Annotated in this window: 13 protein-coding genes; 1 reads left to right on the top strand and 12 read right to left on the bottom strand. The window is 68.7% G+C overall.

Annotated features, from left to right (window positions below; all coding sequences use genetic code 11):
• Positions 1-35: 35 nt before the first annotated feature.
• Complete coding sequence (locus tag DLJ53_RS19740) at positions 36-1,826, bottom strand: aminopeptidase P family protein (RefSeq protein ID WP_111348396.1); 1,791 nt, start codon at positions 1,824-1,826, stop codon at positions 36-38.
• Between the two features lie 206 nt (positions 1,827-2,032).
• On the opposite strand from DLJ53_RS19740, the gene DLJ53_RS19735 reads away from it, so the two are divergent.
• Positions 2,033-2,254 (top strand): hypothetical protein, encoded by a 222-nt coding sequence (locus DLJ53_RS19735; protein ID WP_111348394.1) that lies wholly within the window; start codon positions 2,033-2,035, stop codon positions 2,252-2,254.
• Positions 2,255-2,307: 53 nt separating this feature from the next.
• Here DLJ53_RS19735 and DLJ53_RS19730 read toward each other — a convergent pair whose 3' ends face one another.
• The 11 genes from DLJ53_RS19730 to DLJ53_RS19680 form a co-directional block, all read right to left on the bottom strand.
• A complete protein-coding gene (locus tag DLJ53_RS19730; RefSeq protein ID WP_111348392.1) occupies positions 2,308-3,174 on the bottom strand; it encodes a 50S ribosomal protein L11 methyltransferase in 867 nt (288 codons plus the stop codon).
• Between the two features lie 81 nt (positions 3,175-3,255).
• Entirely contained in the window at positions 3,256-3,867 is a 612-nt protein-coding gene (locus DLJ53_RS19725) for a glutathione S-transferase (protein WP_111349086.1), read from the bottom strand.
• A gap of 214 nt (positions 3,868-4,081) precedes the next feature.
• Complete coding sequence (locus tag DLJ53_RS19720) at positions 4,082-4,567, bottom strand: F0F1 ATP synthase subunit B family protein (protein ID WP_111349084.1); 486 nt, start codon at positions 4,565-4,567, stop codon at positions 4,082-4,084.
• Entirely contained in the window at positions 4,560-5,198 is a 639-nt protein-coding gene (locus DLJ53_RS19715) for a F0F1 ATP synthase subunit B (protein WP_111348390.1), read from the bottom strand. Before DLJ53_RS19715 ends, DLJ53_RS19720 begins: the two co-directional genes overlap by 8 nt.
• 6 nt (positions 5,199-5,204) lie before the next feature.
• Entirely contained in the window at positions 5,205-5,432 is a 228-nt protein-coding gene (locus DLJ53_RS19710; protein ID WP_111348388.1) for a F0F1 ATP synthase subunit C, read from the bottom strand.
• A gap of 48 nt (positions 5,433-5,480) precedes the next feature.
• A complete protein-coding gene (locus DLJ53_RS19705) occupies positions 5,481-6,248 on the bottom strand; it encodes a F0F1 ATP synthase subunit A (RefSeq protein WP_111348386.1) in 768 nt (255 codons plus the stop codon).
• Positions 6,249-6,308: 60 nt separating this feature from the next.
• Positions 6,309-6,635 carry an AtpZ/AtpI family protein gene (locus tag DLJ53_RS19700; RefSeq protein ID WP_111348384.1) on the bottom strand — a complete coding sequence of 109 codons (327 nt, stop codon included), beginning with the start codon at positions 6,633-6,635 and terminating at the stop codon, positions 6,309-6,311.
• Positions 6,636-6,909: 274 nt separating this feature from the next.
• Positions 6,910-9,666, bottom strand: coding sequence for a caspase family protein (locus DLJ53_RS19695; protein ID WP_162409407.1), 2,757 nt, complete (start codon positions 9,664-9,666; stop codon positions 6,910-6,912).
• A 404-nt stretch (positions 9,667-10,070) separates the two neighbouring features.
• Positions 10,071-11,135, bottom strand: coding sequence for a calcium-binding protein (locus DLJ53_RS19690; RefSeq protein WP_111348380.1), 1,065 nt, complete (start codon positions 11,133-11,135; stop codon positions 10,071-10,073).
• A 771-nt stretch (positions 11,136-11,906) separates the two neighbouring features.
• Complete coding sequence (locus tag DLJ53_RS19685; protein WP_111348378.1) at positions 11,907-13,397, bottom strand: glycoside hydrolase family 3 protein; 1,491 nt, start codon at positions 13,395-13,397, stop codon at positions 11,907-11,909.
• A 124-nt stretch (positions 13,398-13,521) separates the two neighbouring features.
• A complete protein-coding gene (locus DLJ53_RS19680; RefSeq protein WP_111348376.1) occupies positions 13,522-16,227 on the bottom strand; it encodes a PAN domain-containing protein in 2,706 nt (901 codons plus the stop codon).
• Positions 16,228-16,372 lie beyond the last annotated feature (145 nt).

Genomic DNA, 16,372 nt, shown 5'->3' with positions numbered 1-16,372 from the left:
CCCGGTCCGGGCCTTCGGGGCGACGGGGCAGTCCGTCAGCCGAGTGGGCGCGTGCGGGCCTCCAGCCAGGCACGCTCGGTCGGCGTGAGGTCGCCGGCGAGGGCGCCCCGCACCCGGGCGTGGTAGGCGTCCAGCCAGCCGATCTCGTCGGCCGTCATGAGGGTCGCGACGATCGGCCGGGTGTCGATCGGGGCCAGCGTCAGCGTCTCGAACCAGTGGCACGGGATGGACCCGCCCAGCGGCACCCGCGCCTCGCGAACCAGACAAACGTTCTCGATGCGGATTCCGAACGCGCCGGTGTGGTAGTCGCCCGGCTCGTTGGAGAGGATCATGCCCGTCTCCAGCGCCGTCGTGCCGCGCCGCGATATCGAGGCCGGGCCCTCGTGCACGGCGAGCGCCGCGCCGATCCCGTGGCCGGTCCCGTGCTTGAAGTCGAACCCGGCATTCCACAGCGCCGCCCGGGCGAAGGGGTCGAGCTCCGAGCCCTGCGTGCCCTCCGGGAAGCGCTGCCGGGCGATGGCGATGTGGCCCTTCAGGACGCGCGTATACTGCACGCGGAACTCGTCCGAGCCTGTGCCGCCGCCGGCGACGAACGTGCGCGTGATGTCGGTTGTGCCGTCCTCGAACTGGCCGCCGCAGTCGATCAGGACCGGCTCGCCCTCCTCGATCGCACGGTCGGTCGTCTCGTCCACCCGGTAGTGTACGATGGCGCCGTTCGGGCCGGAGCCCGAGATGGTGTCGAACGAGATGTCGATGGCCCCGGCATCGCGGCGGAAGGCCTCCAGGCGCTTCACGAGGTCGATCTCGGTGGCGCCGACGGCGTTCTCCTCGCACCAGGCGAAGAAGCGGACCAGGGCGAGGCCGTCGCGCTGGTGGGCGTGGCGCATGCCGTCGATCTCGGCCGCGTTCTTGACCGCCTTGAGGCGCTGTACCGGGTCGGTGCGGGGGAGGAGCGTCCCCTCGGCCTCGATCGCCGCGAGGGCGGCGTCCGACGCGCGGGCGGGGTCGGCCATCACCGACTTGCCGGCCGACAGTCCGGCGAGGCGGGCGAGGAGCTGGTCCTCCGGCACGATGGCGGCGTGCCCGGCGAGCGCGCCGGCAAGGTCGTTCGGCACCTTCTGCGGGTCGACGAAGACGCTGACCTCACCCTCCCGCGGGACGAAGGCGCGGGACAGGACGAGGGGCGTATGCGCGACGTCCGCGCCGCGCCAGTTGAGGAGCCACGAGACGCTGTCGCTGTCGGCGATATAGAGAGCATCGCCCTCCATCGCCGCCCGCACGTCGGCGATCTTCTCGGGCATGCTGCGGCCGGCGAGCGTCTCGGGGTGGGCCCGCACCATACCGCGCGGAGGGGCAGGGCGGTCCGGCCAGACGGGATCGACGGGGTTGCGGTCCAGCTTCACGAGGGTCAGCCCCTCGGCGAGCTTGGCGATCCGCTCGAGGTCGCTACGGGTATGGAGGTGCGGGTCGACGCCGAGCCGCTTGCCGGCCAGATTCGCGCGGGCCCATTCCCGCGCGGCGGGCTGGTCGCTGACGATGTGGAAGAGTGGCGGAACCTGGGCCGAAGCTTGCAGCGTGTAACGGCCATCCGTCACGAACATGGCAGCATCCCGCAAAACGAAAGCCCGGCCTGCCGACCCAGTAAAACCGGTCATGAACTGCAGGCGGTCTTCGGAGGGCGGCAAGTACTCGCTCTGGTAGGCGTCCTCGTGCGGGACGACGACCCCGTCCACGCCCAGCGCGTCGAGGCTATCTCTCAGATGTTGCACCCGTTTTTCGATGTCGGGGGCGGGCGTCGAGGCGGTGTCGAAGGTCTGGAAGGTCATGCGATTCTGGGCGTCGACAATAAGTTCAGGGGCGGGTTCGAGCGGCCATGCGCAGCAGGCCATGCATATTGCATTGCACTACGCGGAGCCAGCCATGCAGGTCTGTGCATTGAGATCGCAGCGGAGTTTCGTACCTTCGTCACCGTCAGCCGCCGACAACGAAGTGTTCGTAAGATGTTGCGGCGCACAAACCAGGGATTAATGAAATGGCCATCACCGCCACGCAAGACTTCGCCAACGACCGTCCGGTAGCCCAGAAGGGGTTCTTTGCTCGCCTCGGCGAGAAGGTCATGGAGTCCCGCAAGCGCCAGGCCGATCGCGCCGTCGCCGCGTACCTTCTCAGCCTCGACGACGCCACGCTGACCAAGCTTGGCTATGAGCGCGACGAGATCGTCAAGCGCGACCCGCGCGGTTACCCCTTCGTCTAACGGCATCGTCCCTCGCGGACCGGACCGCTCGCGACCGGCTCGACGCACCCGCCTCATCTGAGCGGCCGTTCGAGCGTCAGGGTGGCCCAGTCCTCGATGATGATCTGATCCGCCACGACCAGCCCTCGGGCGCGGTAGGCGGCCTTCACGGGGCGAACATGCGCCGTTCTCAGCCCTGAGAGAACGAGCGTACGCCCCGTGGCCAACGCCAGATCGTTGGCCATCGCGATCAAAGGGCGCGCCAGGATGTTGGCGATCACCGTGTCGGCGATCGCGAACGGTCCCGCTTTCACGACAACCGGTATGGGTCTGTGCGTACGGTTGACGGCGATGTTGCGGCGGGCCACCTCCACTGAAACGGGATCGATGTCCCCTGCCGCTACCGCTCTGGCTCCGAGCCGATCGGCAGCGATGGCGAGGACGCCCGTGCCCGTACCGACATCCGCCACAGTGGTCAGCGGCCGCCGCTTGGCCAGCTTTTCCAACGCGATGAGGCATCCGCGCGTCGAAGCATGATGCGCGGTGCCGAAGGCGCGGCCGGCGTCGATCTCGATCCGCCACTGCGTCGGGACCATCTTGTCCCTGTCGTGCGAGCCGAACACGACGAAGCGTCCGGCATGAATCGGATGCAGCGCCTTCTGACTCTCGGCCACCCAGTCGCGCTCGGCGACCGGATCCTCTTCGAAATCCGGCAGCTCCGGCAGAAGCTCGCGCGCTTCGGCCAGCCACCGCGCACGCGCGTCCGCGTCCTTGTCGACGAACATCACGTCGATCAGCCACTCGCCGTCCTGCAGTGGCCGGTAGGCCGACAGGATCGGCTCGCCGTCGTCCACCAGGACGTCCAGCGTCGCAATCATCTGCTCGGCGATGGACTCGTATTGATCGCCAACCCCGAGGGTTGCGAAAGCGCGCGTGACCATGATGTCTCCTTTCTCTCCTTCTCGCGCCGTTCGCACCCGATCACAAGGGATTCGCGGCAGGCTCCGATCGCCGCAGGACGGCTAGTCCAGCGGCGTCGAGGCGAAGGCGGGGAGAGCCTCGGCGCGGGCGCTGAGAGCGGCGAGGCGCGGATAGTCGGCGGCCACGATCCGCTCCGGCATCATGAACTGCGTGAAGCGCCAGGTGATCGCGACGGCGATGTCGGGGTCCAGCATGCGCTCGCCCCCCATCCAGCCATCGGGGTCCACCTCCGCCTCCAGCAACGCGTAGGCGGCGCGGAGCTGCCCGTCGACACGCTCCACCCAGGGCTGATGGCGCCTGTCGTCCGGCCGGAGCTGGTGCTCGTAGACGATCTGCACCGTCTTCTCGCAGGCGGCGAGCGCCAGCCCGGTGAGGCGCAGGCCTTTCTGCCGGGCGATCGGATCGGTCGGACGCAGCGAGCGGCCCGGTCCGGCGACATCTTCGATGTGCTGGAGGATCAGAGTGGAGTCGATCAGCGTGATGCCGTCGTCCGTCGTCAGGGTCGGCGCCTTGACCGTGGGGTTGATCGCCGCGAAGCGCTCGTAGTCGCGGAAAACGGACAGTGGGACGTGCTCGAACGGCAGGTCGAGCAGCTTCAGCGAGACCGCGACGCGCCGCACATAGGGCGAGTCCAACATGCCGTAGAGCTTCATCCGCCATTCCTCCATCGCTCGAGCGGGGAGGGAGGATGCACATTTCGTCGCGGCGAGCCAGTGCCGTGTCGCTTGCCGTGTCGCTGCCGGGGATCGCGGCGCGGCCGTTCGCGCGCGGGGCCACCGGCGGGACGGCGGACGGTGCCGGCGGCGGGCACAAAAAAAAGCGGCCGCCGGGGCGACCGCTTGGGGATCGTGGAGGGCGTTGGCGCCCTCAGTTCATGCGCGCACGCACGGTTTCGATCGAGTCGTCGATCAATCGGTTCGCCGTCCCGCCGGAGACGCGCGCCTTGAGGATGTCCCCCGCGGCGGCGATGGCAAGCTCGGCGGCGCGGCCGCGGATCTCGGCCGTCGCCTGGGTCTCGGCCTGGGTGATCTTCGCTTCGGCCGTCTTGGTCCGCCGCTCGACCATGTCGCGCAGCTTCTCGTTGGCTTCCTCGGTCAGGCGGCGGGCTTCCTTGCGCGCCTCCTCGACGATCGAGGCGGCCTCGGCTTCGGCATCCCGGCGGCGCCGCTGGTACTCCGCGAGGAGAGCCTGGGCTTCCTCACGGTTCTTGCGGGCCTCGTCCAGCTCATTGCGGATGCGCTGGGTCCGGGCATCCAGACCGTTGACGATCATCTTCGGCCCGCCGACAGCAATGACGAGGAGCAGGAAGAGGACCAGCGCGACAAACGCCCAAAAGGTATCGGTGTTAAGCACGGGCACCCTCGGCTTGGCTCACGGCTGCGCCGGCATCCTCGGGAGTGATGGCGACGCCGGACAGCTTCTGGACGATGGCCTGGGCCGCGCCCGACGCAATGGTATTGACGTCGGCGAGGGCCGCGTCGCGGCGCGCAGCGATCTCGGCTTCGGCCTCGGCGATGCGCTTGCCGAGCGCAGCCTCGGTCTCGGCCTGCTGGCGAGCCTGCTCGGCCTTGATCTCCTCGCGGCGCTCGTGCGCGATGGCGTAGGCCCGCTGGCGGGCCTCGCTGAGCTCGCGCTCGTACGCCGCGATCACCTCGTCCGTCTCGCGCGAGAGCCGGGAGGCCTCGCCGAGGTCGCTCGCGATCCGGTCCCGCCGGTCCTCCAGGATCCCGCCGACCTTGGGCATGATGACCCGGTTGACGAAGAAGAAGAGGATGCCGAACGAGATCGCGAGCCAGAAGAGGTGCGACGGGAAGGCGTCGAAGTCGAACGGCGGGAAGATGCTTTCACCACCACCGTGAAGCGGTTCGACGACCGAACCGTCAGGGTGCGTGATGTGCGTCCCCGTCGTCCCGGTGTCGACAAGGTCACCAGGGTGAAGCTTGTCCGGGGCGACCTCGACCTGGGCCAGTTCGAGCTTCGACATTGAGGATTAGACCGCGAAGAGCAGCAGCAGCGCGATCAGCAGCGAGAAGATGCCGAGCGCTTCCGTCACCGCGAAGCCGAAGATCAGGCGGCCGAACTGGCCGTCGGCAGCGGACGGGTTGCGCAGCGCGCCGGCGAGGTAGTTGGCGAACATGTTGCCGAGGCCCATCGCGGTTCCGGCGAGACCGAAACAGGCGATGCCGGCACCAAGATAACGGGCAGCTTCCGCGTCCATGGGGGGCTCCTTATCGTGCGCTAGTGTCAGTTGCAGCGCGGGTTAGGGTCAGTGGTTAGGATGAACGGCGTCGTTGAGGTAGATGCAGGTCAACACCGCGAAGACGTACGCCTGCAAACCCGCCACCAGGAACTCCAGAGCGGTGATCGCCACCGCCATGCCCAGCGGCAACACCGCGCCGATGACGCCGACGGCTCCGAACGCGCTCATCGAAACGACGAATGCGGCGAACACCTTCAGCATGATGTGGCCGGCCAGCATGTTGGCAAACAAACGAACCGACAACGAGATGGGGCGCGACAGGAACGAGATGACCTCGATCGTCGACACCAGAGGGATGATGTAGCCCGGAACGCCGGACGGCACGAACACCCCGAAGAAGGACAGACCGTGCTGGCGCAGGCCCGAGATGACCACGACGAGGATCACCGTCAGGGCGAGCGCGAAGGTCACGATCAGCTGGCTGGTCACCGTATAGAAGTACGGGAACATGCCGATGAGATTGGCGACGAGCACGAACATGAAGATGGAGAACACGAACGGGAAGAACTTCATCCCGCCGGCACCCGCGGACGAGCGCAGCATGCTGCCCGCAAACTCGTAGCTCATCTCGGCGACATTCTGCCACCGGCCGGGAACGAGCGCACGGCGCCCCGTCGGAAGCAGCATGAGGGCGATCGTCACGCCGACGGTCACCAGCATGTAGAGAGAGACGTTGGTGAACGAAAGATCTACGCCGCCGACCTCGATGTCGAACAGCGGATGCACTTCGAACTGGTGAATGGGGTCGAGCCCGCCGCCTTCAGCCGTTGCCACGTGAATTGTAGTCCCGGTTGGCCCGCCGAGCCGGCGGAAGTGTACTATCTGCGCAGCGATTCATCGCTCGCCGCGTGGTCTCTTGCCCGGCTCGGGCGTTTGAATCAAGCCCGCCGAACGTAAAACGTTGAGGACACCTGCCGCAAAGCCGAGCAAAAGGAACACCACCATGAAAAGTGGGAGGGTTCCGGCGACCCAATCGAGCCCCCAGCCGATCGCGAGACCCACCACGACGGCGCTCACGAATTCGGTCGAGAGGCGGAAGGCGATGGCATAGCTGGAGGCCGTTCTCTGCGCCTCTTTCGCCTGCTCGGCGCGCTCGGCGGCCTCGTGCCGGTCCAGCTGACGGCGCAGTTTGCTGCGGCGTTCCTCGAAATCGTCGGTCATGTGGCGCCTCCTGGAGCGGGACGGGGTCGGGCGTCGTCGATCGAACCCTGTGGGAAAGCGGACAGGGGTCGGGGTCGCAGTGATATGCCAAGCCGGAGCGCCGGTGGGAGCCTCCATTTCGACATCCGCCCACAACTCCTGCGGCAAATAGCGGCGCGCCGGGCGCCGCCAATGTCCACCGTGGATTGTCGAACGGTTCGCCGCCATCGCCGCCGTCGGCCGTCGGCCGTCGGCGGTCGACCGTCGCGGGACTGGGCGCCGCCGGGCGTGCCGGTCAGCGGCGTGACAGCTCGAAGTAGCCCGTTCCGCAGTAGCCGGAGAACATCTCGCCGCGCGCGTAGGCGCCCGACAGGCTGCCGGAGATCCACATCTCCGACTTGGTCCGCGGGCTGATCCCCTCGCGGGTGATGCGGATCGCCCCGTCCGCGCCGACGCTTCCGGTCCAGGAGCGGTCGTCGCTATCGAAGCGGATCTCGCCGTTCTCGACGGTCGCGGTGAACTCGTACCGGTCGAGGCAGGAACGGTCGGGGCTCTTGCGGCCCGGCTCCGTGTAGCCGCGCTGGCCGGTGTAGATGCCGTCGAACTGCGTCACGTCCGGGACCGCGGCGGGGAGGGCCGCGTAGAGACGGGCCGCCTCCTCGGTGTAGCTCGGACACTGCGCCTTGAAGCGGCCGATGAAGGCGATCAGCGCGTCGGCGTCGTCGTGCGGCATGGCGTCGAAGGCGTCGGCGCAGACGATCGTCCGGTTGAGGCGGGCGAGGCTGCTGCTCGCCTGCGTGCCCACCCAGTCGAACGTTCCGCCGAAGGTGGAGCTGCAGGCGCGATAGCGTCGGATCGCCTCGCGCGGCTCGGCGCGTTCGTACTCGCCGGCGCGGTGGATGCACTGGGTCGCCAGCGTCTCGAGCCGGGCGTTGGCGTTCGCCACCTCCGCCTCGCAGCTCCGGTTGCGCTCGGTGAAGGCGATGAGCTGGGTGGCGTCGTCGCCCGACACGCGCTCGAACTGGGCCCGGCACTCGCCGGTGGCGACGAGCTTCTGCGCCTCGGCGATCTCGGCCTCGCAGTTCGGCCGCTCGCGCACGAACTGGCTGAGCGCTGCAAGGCCCTTCTCCTTGGCGCTGCGCAGCGCGACGGGGCAGGCGGTCTCGTCGAGCGCCGAGATCGCGTCGTCGATCGAGGCGAGGGCGGCGCGCGACAGCGAGCCTTCGAAGGCGTTGCGGATCGCGGTGAGGTCGCCGTGGACGCGCTTGCGGTCGGCCGGGGTCCTGGCGGTGTCCGCCTTGCCGAGCGCATCGGCGATCCGGCGGTCGAGGAGCACCCGCGCGTCGGAGATCTGCCCGCAGTTGGGGTATTCGGCGATGAAGTTGGCGAGGCGGGTGTGGTCGCCGGACTGCGCCTCGACGGCGGCGAACTCGCTGCGGCAGCGTTCCGCCTCGCGCCGCTGGGTCGCGATCGTCTTGGCGAAGGGGCAGGCGGCGATGCCCGGCGCGATCGGTCCGTTGGCGTCGAAGCCCTTCTCGGCGGCGGCGCAGACCGTCTCCCGGGCGGCGGCGAGCGCCTCGGTGTCGCGCGCGCAGTTGCGCTGGAGGCGCTGGAACTGGAGGAGCGGGTCGAGGCTCGTCTGCGCGACGCCCGCCTCGGTCGCCGACGTCAGCCCGTCGGCGCAGATCTGCGCCGGATCGATCTGGCAGCTCTCGTCCTCCGGGTCGCGCAGGCACTGGCAGGCCTTGGAGGAGAGGTCGCGGGAGGCGACGCACGCGTCCACCATGTCGGGCGGCGCGCAGATCTGGTCGAACTCGGCCAGGCGGTTGAAGGCGCCGCGCTCCTGCCAGCGGCCGGACATGGTGGCGGCCGCGTCGCACAGGTCCACCTGCCGCCGCAGGTCGTCCTGCAGGAGGATGAGCCGTGCGAGGTAGCTCCGGCAGTCGTCGCCGCAGCTGTTGCGGAACGCCTCGACGTCGCGCGACAGGCGCTTGAGGCCGGGAAGGTTGCGGGGGTCGATCTCGGCGAGGCGCGCCTCGAGGTCCTTCACCTCGAATTCGATCAGCGGCGAGGCGGTGGGCTGCGGCGTGCGGGCGAGGTTGGCGAGGGTCTTCTCGAGGTCCTGCTCCTGCACCTGGGGGCGCTGGTCGCCCTTGCCGAGGGTGCGGGCGCGGGCGGAGACCGACTGGCGCAGGAAGTCGCCGAGCTCGGCGACGGTGATCGTGCCGTTGCCGTCGCCCCCCTCGCTGTCGGCACGGCCGGAGAGACCGGCGACGAGGGCGTCGGTGAAGAGGCCGATGTGCCGCTCCTCGTCCCAGTAGGCCGGGGTGTCGGCCCCGGCCGCGGCGATGGCGATGACGTCGTGCTCGCTCTGCGGCTCGTCCCAGCCCTCGGTCGGCGCCAGCAGCGCGGCGGCCATCGACGGGTTGAGCGCCACGCCGTCGTTGGTCTCGCCCGAGAAGCAGCTCTCCATGAAGAGAACAACGCGGCCGTCGGGGAAATTGCGCTTCTGGTAGGCGTCGAGGTTCGCCAGCAGCGTGTCGTACGAGTAGGCCGTGCGGGAGAGGAGCGCGGGGCGCGAGTTGGTGGCGAGGAGGTATCCTTCCGACTCGGCCGCGTTGGTCGTGTTCGAGCCGCGCAGGTCGCGCGAGCCGTGACCGACATAATAGACGAAGAGCTCGGCGTCCGGATGGGTGATGTCGAGGCCGCCGAAGTCGCCCAGCTCGCCCTTGTCGTACCCGAAGGTGCCGGCGAGGGAGATGTTGTCGGGATTTTCGATCCGCACGATGTTGGCGGCGGGAATGAAGAGGTCCTCGGTGAGGAGGCGCGTCACCGCGTCGAGGTTCTCCTGCACGAACTTGACGGGCACGGTCTCGGAATAGTCGCCGATGCCCACGAGCAGGGCATAGCGCTTGTTGCCTTCCGCGATCAGTCGTTCGAGGCGCTCCTTGTCGGTCTCGGCGGCGGCCGCCGAGATCAGCGCGGCAGTGGCCACGAGCGCCAGAACGGCGAGACGGAGCGACCATCCGATCCGTGCCACGATCCTCGCCATGTTCCCTCTGCTCCAAAAACCCGGTCGCGTGCACATAACACTAGTGATTGTCCCGGCGCTGGACAAAGCGATCAACGCACGCCTCTCCGGATTGTGACGAATCCGGCGCGCTCGTGTAAGCCCCGCGCCGCGCGGATCGCCCGGAGTGCCGGCATGTGGGAGCGTTTCCGGGACCGGCACGGCGTGCCTCGCGGGCGGCGCGAGGACCTTGCCGGGGGACGGATGGGAATGCACGCTAAAATTGATATTGGCGCATGACACACCGAAGCCCTTCACCGGGCCCCTCGGGAGGGCGACGCGGCGCGGGCGGCGCGACGCGAAAACGGCGCTCGCGGGGGCGAGCGCCGTGGCCGTCGTGTGGTTGAGGTGGGCGGAGGCGCCGGCAGCGGCCCCCCGCGTTCGCGTCAGACGAGGAACTGCGTCTCGATCTCGGCGGAGCTGGTGATGCCGTCGGCGAAGAAGTACTCCGATTCCATCCCGTCGACCGCGACGGAGACCAGGCCGGTCGCCGGGTTCAGGACGTCGATGAGCACGTCCTCCTCCTCGATGCCGACGAAGCTGACGATGATGGTGTCCTCGCCCGGCTCGTAGTCGGCGATCAGGTCGAAGTCGATCGTGCCGTAGGCGAGGTAGAAGGAGTCCGCGCCCTCGCCGCCGATATAGGTGTCCTGATCGGCGCCGCCGTGCAGCTCGTCGTCGCCGTCGCCGCCCGAGACGATGTCGTTGCCGTCGCCGCCGAACAGCTCGTCGTTGTCATCGCCGCCGAGGAGGGAGTCGTTGCCATCGCCGCCGCGCACGACGTCGTCGCCGGCGCCGCCGTCGACGGTGTCGTTCATCACGCCACCGTAGGCGGTGTCGTCGCCCGCGCCGAGGCCGATGTAGTCGTTGCCGTCCTCGCCCCAGACCTTGTCGACGCTCGAGCCGGTCTGAACGACGTCACCGCCTGCGCCCGCGTGGATCTCGGTCTCATCGAGGCCGAAGTTGTTGGCGAGGTAGAGCCGGTCCGAATAGTCGGTGGCGATGAGCTCGAGGCGCTCGATGTCGGTGAAGATCGTGCCGTCGCTCATGACCGCCGCGCTCGAGGGGCTGAAGCGCGCGGCCGGGATGAGCCCGCCGAAGCCGGTGCCGTAGACCGTGAGGGCGCTCGATGCGTCGGAACGGTCAATCAGCGCGAAGTCGCCGTCGCCGCCGAGAAGCTCGTCGCCGCCGTCGATGTAGTCGCGGCCGCCGTAGCTGAAGATGGAGTCGTCGCCGTCGCCGCCCATCATCACGTCGTTGCCGGTGTCGGCGCCTTCTTCGACGCCGCCATAGATGATGTCGTTGCCTTCGTCGCCGACGATGATGTCGTTGCCGGCGCCGCCCGCGTCGTCACCGACGAGTGTGTCGTCTCCGGCATAGCCGCGAATATAGTCCGCAAGTGGGGTGCCGACGAGTTTGTCCGCGATGCTCGTCCCTAACCGTATAGCCATCCGGCGTTCCTTTTTAAATCGTTCGCGTCATTCATTGACTTGCCCACGGACAGGCGAAAACCCAATGACTATACCGCCGAGTTATGGCTCTTTGCCGTAATACACGGCTGCATCATTTGCCGAGGACTCATCCGATCTCCTTCTGAGAGACGGAGTTTGTTCAGTCAAGCATTGAGTTCTTCACAGTTGAAACAACTTGCGTACTGATGTGCGCCTGAACCGCAACTTCGCGCTGAGGTTGCGGCTTGTTTCTTCCCTGTTGGAGAAAAAAGGAGTGCATTACGGGATTGCCGATCCCTTATCACGACATCGTGAAATAGAGAGTATCACTCGTTGTTATGGATGAGAACATTCTCGGCGCCGCAGTCGTGTTTCTGTCCAAGAAATTGGTTTTTTTGGACAATTTCGGCCAGAGTTGTGACAGGAAATGATGCCTCTGGTTGATTTAAATCCCAAATTGACCGCATATGCAGTCAAGTAGACTCGAGAAGTCCTGTCAGTCCTGGGCGAGACGATGCGCGGGTGGAGGCGCACAACACGGTTTCGTGAGCGCAGTTAACCAGGTGCCGCTAAATTCGGCGTGATGGACCTGCGAGGTCGGCAGGAAACTCTCCGCCGGCCGCTCGCGGCGCGTCGGAACCGGCGCATTGGCGCTTCGGCTGGCGTTAGGACCGGCGGGATCCGGCGGCGCTCGGCGAGCCGGCATGTGGGCTGCCGCCCATTCTTCCGATGCGGGTCGTCGCTGCGGCTTATGGGGGCGCGTCGGACGCGTCACTCGCCGGGGAGCTTGGCCTTCATGGTCATGACGCGGTGGTAGCTGTCCTTGATCCGGGCGGCGAAGACCGGGTCCCGGGCGGCCACCTGGAGACGCGCCTGCAGCTCGCCGACGAGGTCGCCGCGACCGGCAGCGCCGCCGGCATAGACGAGGATGTCGTTGCCCGCCAGGATCGCCTGCTTGGCGATGCGGATGGGCGAACCCAGCTTGCGGATCGCCCCCATCTCGAGGTCGTCCGACATCACCACGCCGTTGAAGCCGATGTTGCCGCGCAGCAACCCCTCGATCATCGGCTCGGACAGGGAAGCCGGCAGCCCGCCGGGTCCGTATTTGGCGAGGTGGACGTGGGCCACCATCACCATGTCGACCATGTTCTCGGCGACGAGGTCGCGGTACGGCGTCAGCTCCGTCTCGGTCCACGAGTAGGAGACGTCGACGAAGCCCTTGTGGGTGTCGCCGCGCGAGGAGCCGTGGCCGGGAAAGTGCTTCAGCGCCGTGAGGACACCGGCGTCGCGGTGCGCCTCGACGAAGAGGGAGGCGTAGGACGCGATGGTCGCCGGATCGCCGGAGAAGGCGCGGCCGAGCTTGGCGATGATCGGGTTGTCACGCTGGTTGCCGAGGTCGACGACCGGCGCGAGGTTGACGTTGAACCCCCACTCCGCGAGGTCCCGGGCGAGGCGGGTGTAGATGCGCTTGGCGGCCGCCTCGCCGCGCGCCGCGACGCGCTTTGCCGACGGGGTGTCCGGGAAACCGACCTCGGTGTTGAGCCGCTGCACGTGGCCGCCTTCCTGGTCGACCGCGATCAGGACGGGAAGGCCCGGCGGGGCCGAGGCGCGGAAAAGGTGGGTGAGGCGCTTCACCGCCGCCTCGCTCTTCACGTTCTGGCGGAAGAAGATCACGCCGCCGAGGCGGCCCGCCTCGATGTGCCGGGCGATGCGCTGCGGCCCGGGCTGGTCGACGTCGTCGCCCTGGAAGCCGACCATGAGCATCTGCCCGACCATCACCTCGAGCGGCGGGTCGCCCTCGCCGGCGACATAGGACGGGAAGCGGCGGCGGCCGGGGCGCTCCGGCTTGGCGCGGGGGACCACGGTGACGAGGGCGCCGTCCCCGGCCGGGCGCTCGCCCTCACCGAGGAGCGGCAGATCCGCGTCGTCGGCGGACGGCGTGGCCGCGCCGGGTGTCGGGTCGGCGCCCGGGGCGATCTTCAGCGGGAGCGGGGTGAGGGGCGGGCGGGCGGTCGCGGCAGCCGTTGTCGCGGCCGGGCGGGGCGATGCGATGATCTCCGGCGCGCCGGGGCCGGCGCCGATCCGGGGGCGCATGGCGATGCCGGCGGCCGGCGCCTCGGCGGCGAGGAACTCACCGCCGCGCGAGGCGGGCTGTTCCGGCGGCAGGGGGACGTGCTTCTGCGCCGCCGTCGGCGCAATTGCCGCGACGGCCGCCGCAAGGACGATGGCGGCACAGCCCACCTGCAGGATCCGTCGGGACATCAATCACTCGCGGTTAATAAAGGGCGTCGGTCGTAGGATTGGCGGGGACTCGCAGGACGTGATGCCGAACCTGGGCGTTTCGTTCCACCCTCGACCGCCGGAAACGCTTGGTAACGTAAACTCCTCAGTATACTTGGCTCGTTCGCGTGGCCGTGGCGACACGGCCCTTGTCGTCCCGCAGGACCGGCGCGCTCTGGCCCGGATAGAGGATGATCCCGGAGTGGGCGCCGCGGAATTGTTCGACGCGGCCATAGCCGTATTTCGGGAAGCAGACATTGGCCTTGGCGTTGTAGGTGAAGTGGCTGCACCGGCTGTTGCTGGCGCAGATCTGCGCGCATTCCATCGTCGACGAGGCGCCGAGACCCGTCGAGGTCAGGTCCGAACCGTAGAAGTCGACGCCGGAGTAGATCGCGACGGAGCGGGCGGAGCTGGGCGCCGGGGTGTTCGCCGGAGGCTGGTAGCTCGGAGGGGGCGTGTAGCCGGGGCCGGGCTTGGGCTGCGGGTCGGCCGCCTGCTGCGCCGCGGCGAGCGCGAGGGCGCGCTGCAGGTTGCGCAGGGTCTTCTCCGCCCCGGCGTAGGGGCCGTCGAGGGCCGGCGACAGCAGCGTGATCCGCCGGCAGCCGCCGAGCTTCTCCAGCGCCGTGTTGATCACGTCGAGCTGGGCGCTCAACCCGTTCTGCGCGTCGTAGATGCACTCGCGTCCGATGTTTTCGATCAGCCGCTCCGCATCCGCCGTCTCGGTCGGGCAACTCGGATGGCCCTGGGCGAAGCGGTAGAGCTCGACCGGATCCCTGGCGTCGACCTTCTCGTACTCGTCCCGGCAGCGCTGCCCGGCGAGGCGGTCGCGCGCGGCGGCCACCTCGGTGCGGCAGTCGGACCGCTCGGTCGCGAACCGGGCGAGCGCGTCCGCTCCGCCCCTCTCTGCGTCCTTGTAGGCGGCGCTGCAGGTGGGGACGGCGAGTGTCTCGCCGAGGTCGGTGAGGCGCTTCACGGCCGCGTCCGACAGGGTGGCGCTGAAGGTGGTGGAGAGCTCGCCCAGCGTCGCCGCGGCGGCCTCGCGTTCGGCCCGGCTGCGGGCGATCTCGGCGGCCTGGATCGCCCGGTTGATGCGCCCGTCGCGCTCGGCGACGGCGTTGACGTACTGCGGGCAGGCTTCGTGCTCGGTGAGGAAGCGGGCGAGCGTCCCGGCGGGGCCGGTCTTCGCCTCCTGGTAGGCGGCGATGCAGGCGTCCTGAGCCGACTGCCGGTCCCGGAGGGCGACCGCGAAAGGACACGCCTCGAGACCTGCCGGCACCGGTCCCCCGTCGTTTTCGCCCGCCGCACACACCGCCTCGCGCGCGCTCGCCACCGTCGCGGCGGTCTCGGCGGCGCAGTCGGGCGATGCGGCGGCGAAGTCGTCGAGCGGGGCGAGGCTCCGCGTCTCGGCGGCGAGGGCCGCGGCGGCCTCGGCGTCGGCGGGGCAGGTGGAGGCCGCGACCGCCTCGGCGGTGCAGCTCGGCGCGAACGGGTCGGCGACGCAGGTGCAGGCGCGCGAGGCCGGGTCCTGTCCGGCGACGCAGGCCGCGACGACGTCCGGCGCCACGCACAGCGCGTCGAGCCGCTCCACGCTGCGGAAGGAGCCGGCGCTCATCCACTTGGCGGCGATCTCCGAGGCGGCCTTGCAGCGTGAGAGGTGCATCTCCGTCACCTCGCGCAGCGGGATGATGGTCGGCAGGAAGACGCGGCAGCCGTCGCCGTCGCAGCGGTTCACGAAGTCGCTGATGTCCTGGTCGAGCGTCCTGAGGGCGGGCCAGTCGCGCGCGTCGACCTGATCGGCGCGCAGGTTCAGCTCGCGCAGCTCGAACTCGAGGCTGAGGTTCTCGACGTCGCCGGTGCCGCCGCCGCTCGGCTCCAGCCTGGCGAGGCGCACGAGTGCACCCTCGGCATGCTCGGACACCTGCGGGGTCTGCCGGCCCTTGCCGAGCTGGGCGGTGCGGCTCGGCACCGAGGTCGAGAGCCAGTCGCGCAGCTCCTCGAAGCTCACCACGCCGTCGTTGTTGCCGGCCCGCGTGTCCGCCTCGCCGCGCAGTCCGGTGACGAGCGCGCCGGTGAAGACGCCTTCGTGGCGCTGGTGGTCCCAGTAGGCGGGCGTGTCGGCCGCGGCGGCGGAGACGGCGATGACGTCGAACCGGTCGGCGGTCTCGTCCCACCCTTCCGAAGGGGCGAGGAGGGCGGCGGCCATCGACGGGTTCAGCGGCTCGCCGTCCGCGGTCTCGCCCGAGAAGCAGCTTTCCATGAAGACGACGACGCGGCCCTTCGGGAAGCGCTGCTTCTGCACCTTGTCGAGGTTCTCGACGAGGAGGTCGTACGAGTAGGCGGTGTGGCGCAGCGTCGACGGGCGGGAGTTGGTGGCGAGGAGGAAGCCCTCCGCCGAGGCCGCGTCGGACGTGCCCGAGGCCCGCAGGTCGCGCGAGCCGTGGCCGACGAAGTAGACGAAGAGCTCCGCGTTGTCCTCCTTGATGTCGAGGCCGGCGAGACTTCCGGGTTCGCCCTTCTCGAAACCGAAGATCTCCGCGAGGTCCAGCCGGTCCGGATCCTCGATGCGACGGATGTTCGACTGCTTCACGAAGAAGACGTCGGTCATCATCGCTTCCATCTGGTCGAGATTTTCTTTGACGAACGCGACCGGCGGCGCCTGCCGGTAGTCGCCGACGCCCACGAGGATGGCGTAGCGCTTGTCGCCCGCTTCGACCGCTGCGGTGATGGCGTCCGTGCGCGCATCGCTCCAGGCCGCCGGAGCAATGGCGATCAGGCCGATCAGGACAGCGAAAACGCGCAGGGCGCGGCACATGGGAATACCTCGGATCTTCCCGGGGACGGATCTGCAAATCTTAACATTACATTAACGTCGTGTCCCGGCCCGCGCGCGAATGTGACTGAATTTGAGAGCTGCCCGGCGAAGCTCGCGCAGGGGTTGACCCCGGCGAGCGCTGCCC

Origin of the sequence: Acuticoccus sediminis (genome assembly GCF_003258595.1) — a bacterium.
GTDB classification, from domain to species: Bacteria; Pseudomonadota; Alphaproteobacteria; order Rhizobiales; family Amorphaceae; genus Acuticoccus; species Acuticoccus sediminis.
Note: the sequence above shows the minus strand (reverse complement) of the source record. Positions and strands in the feature narration are given on the sequence as shown.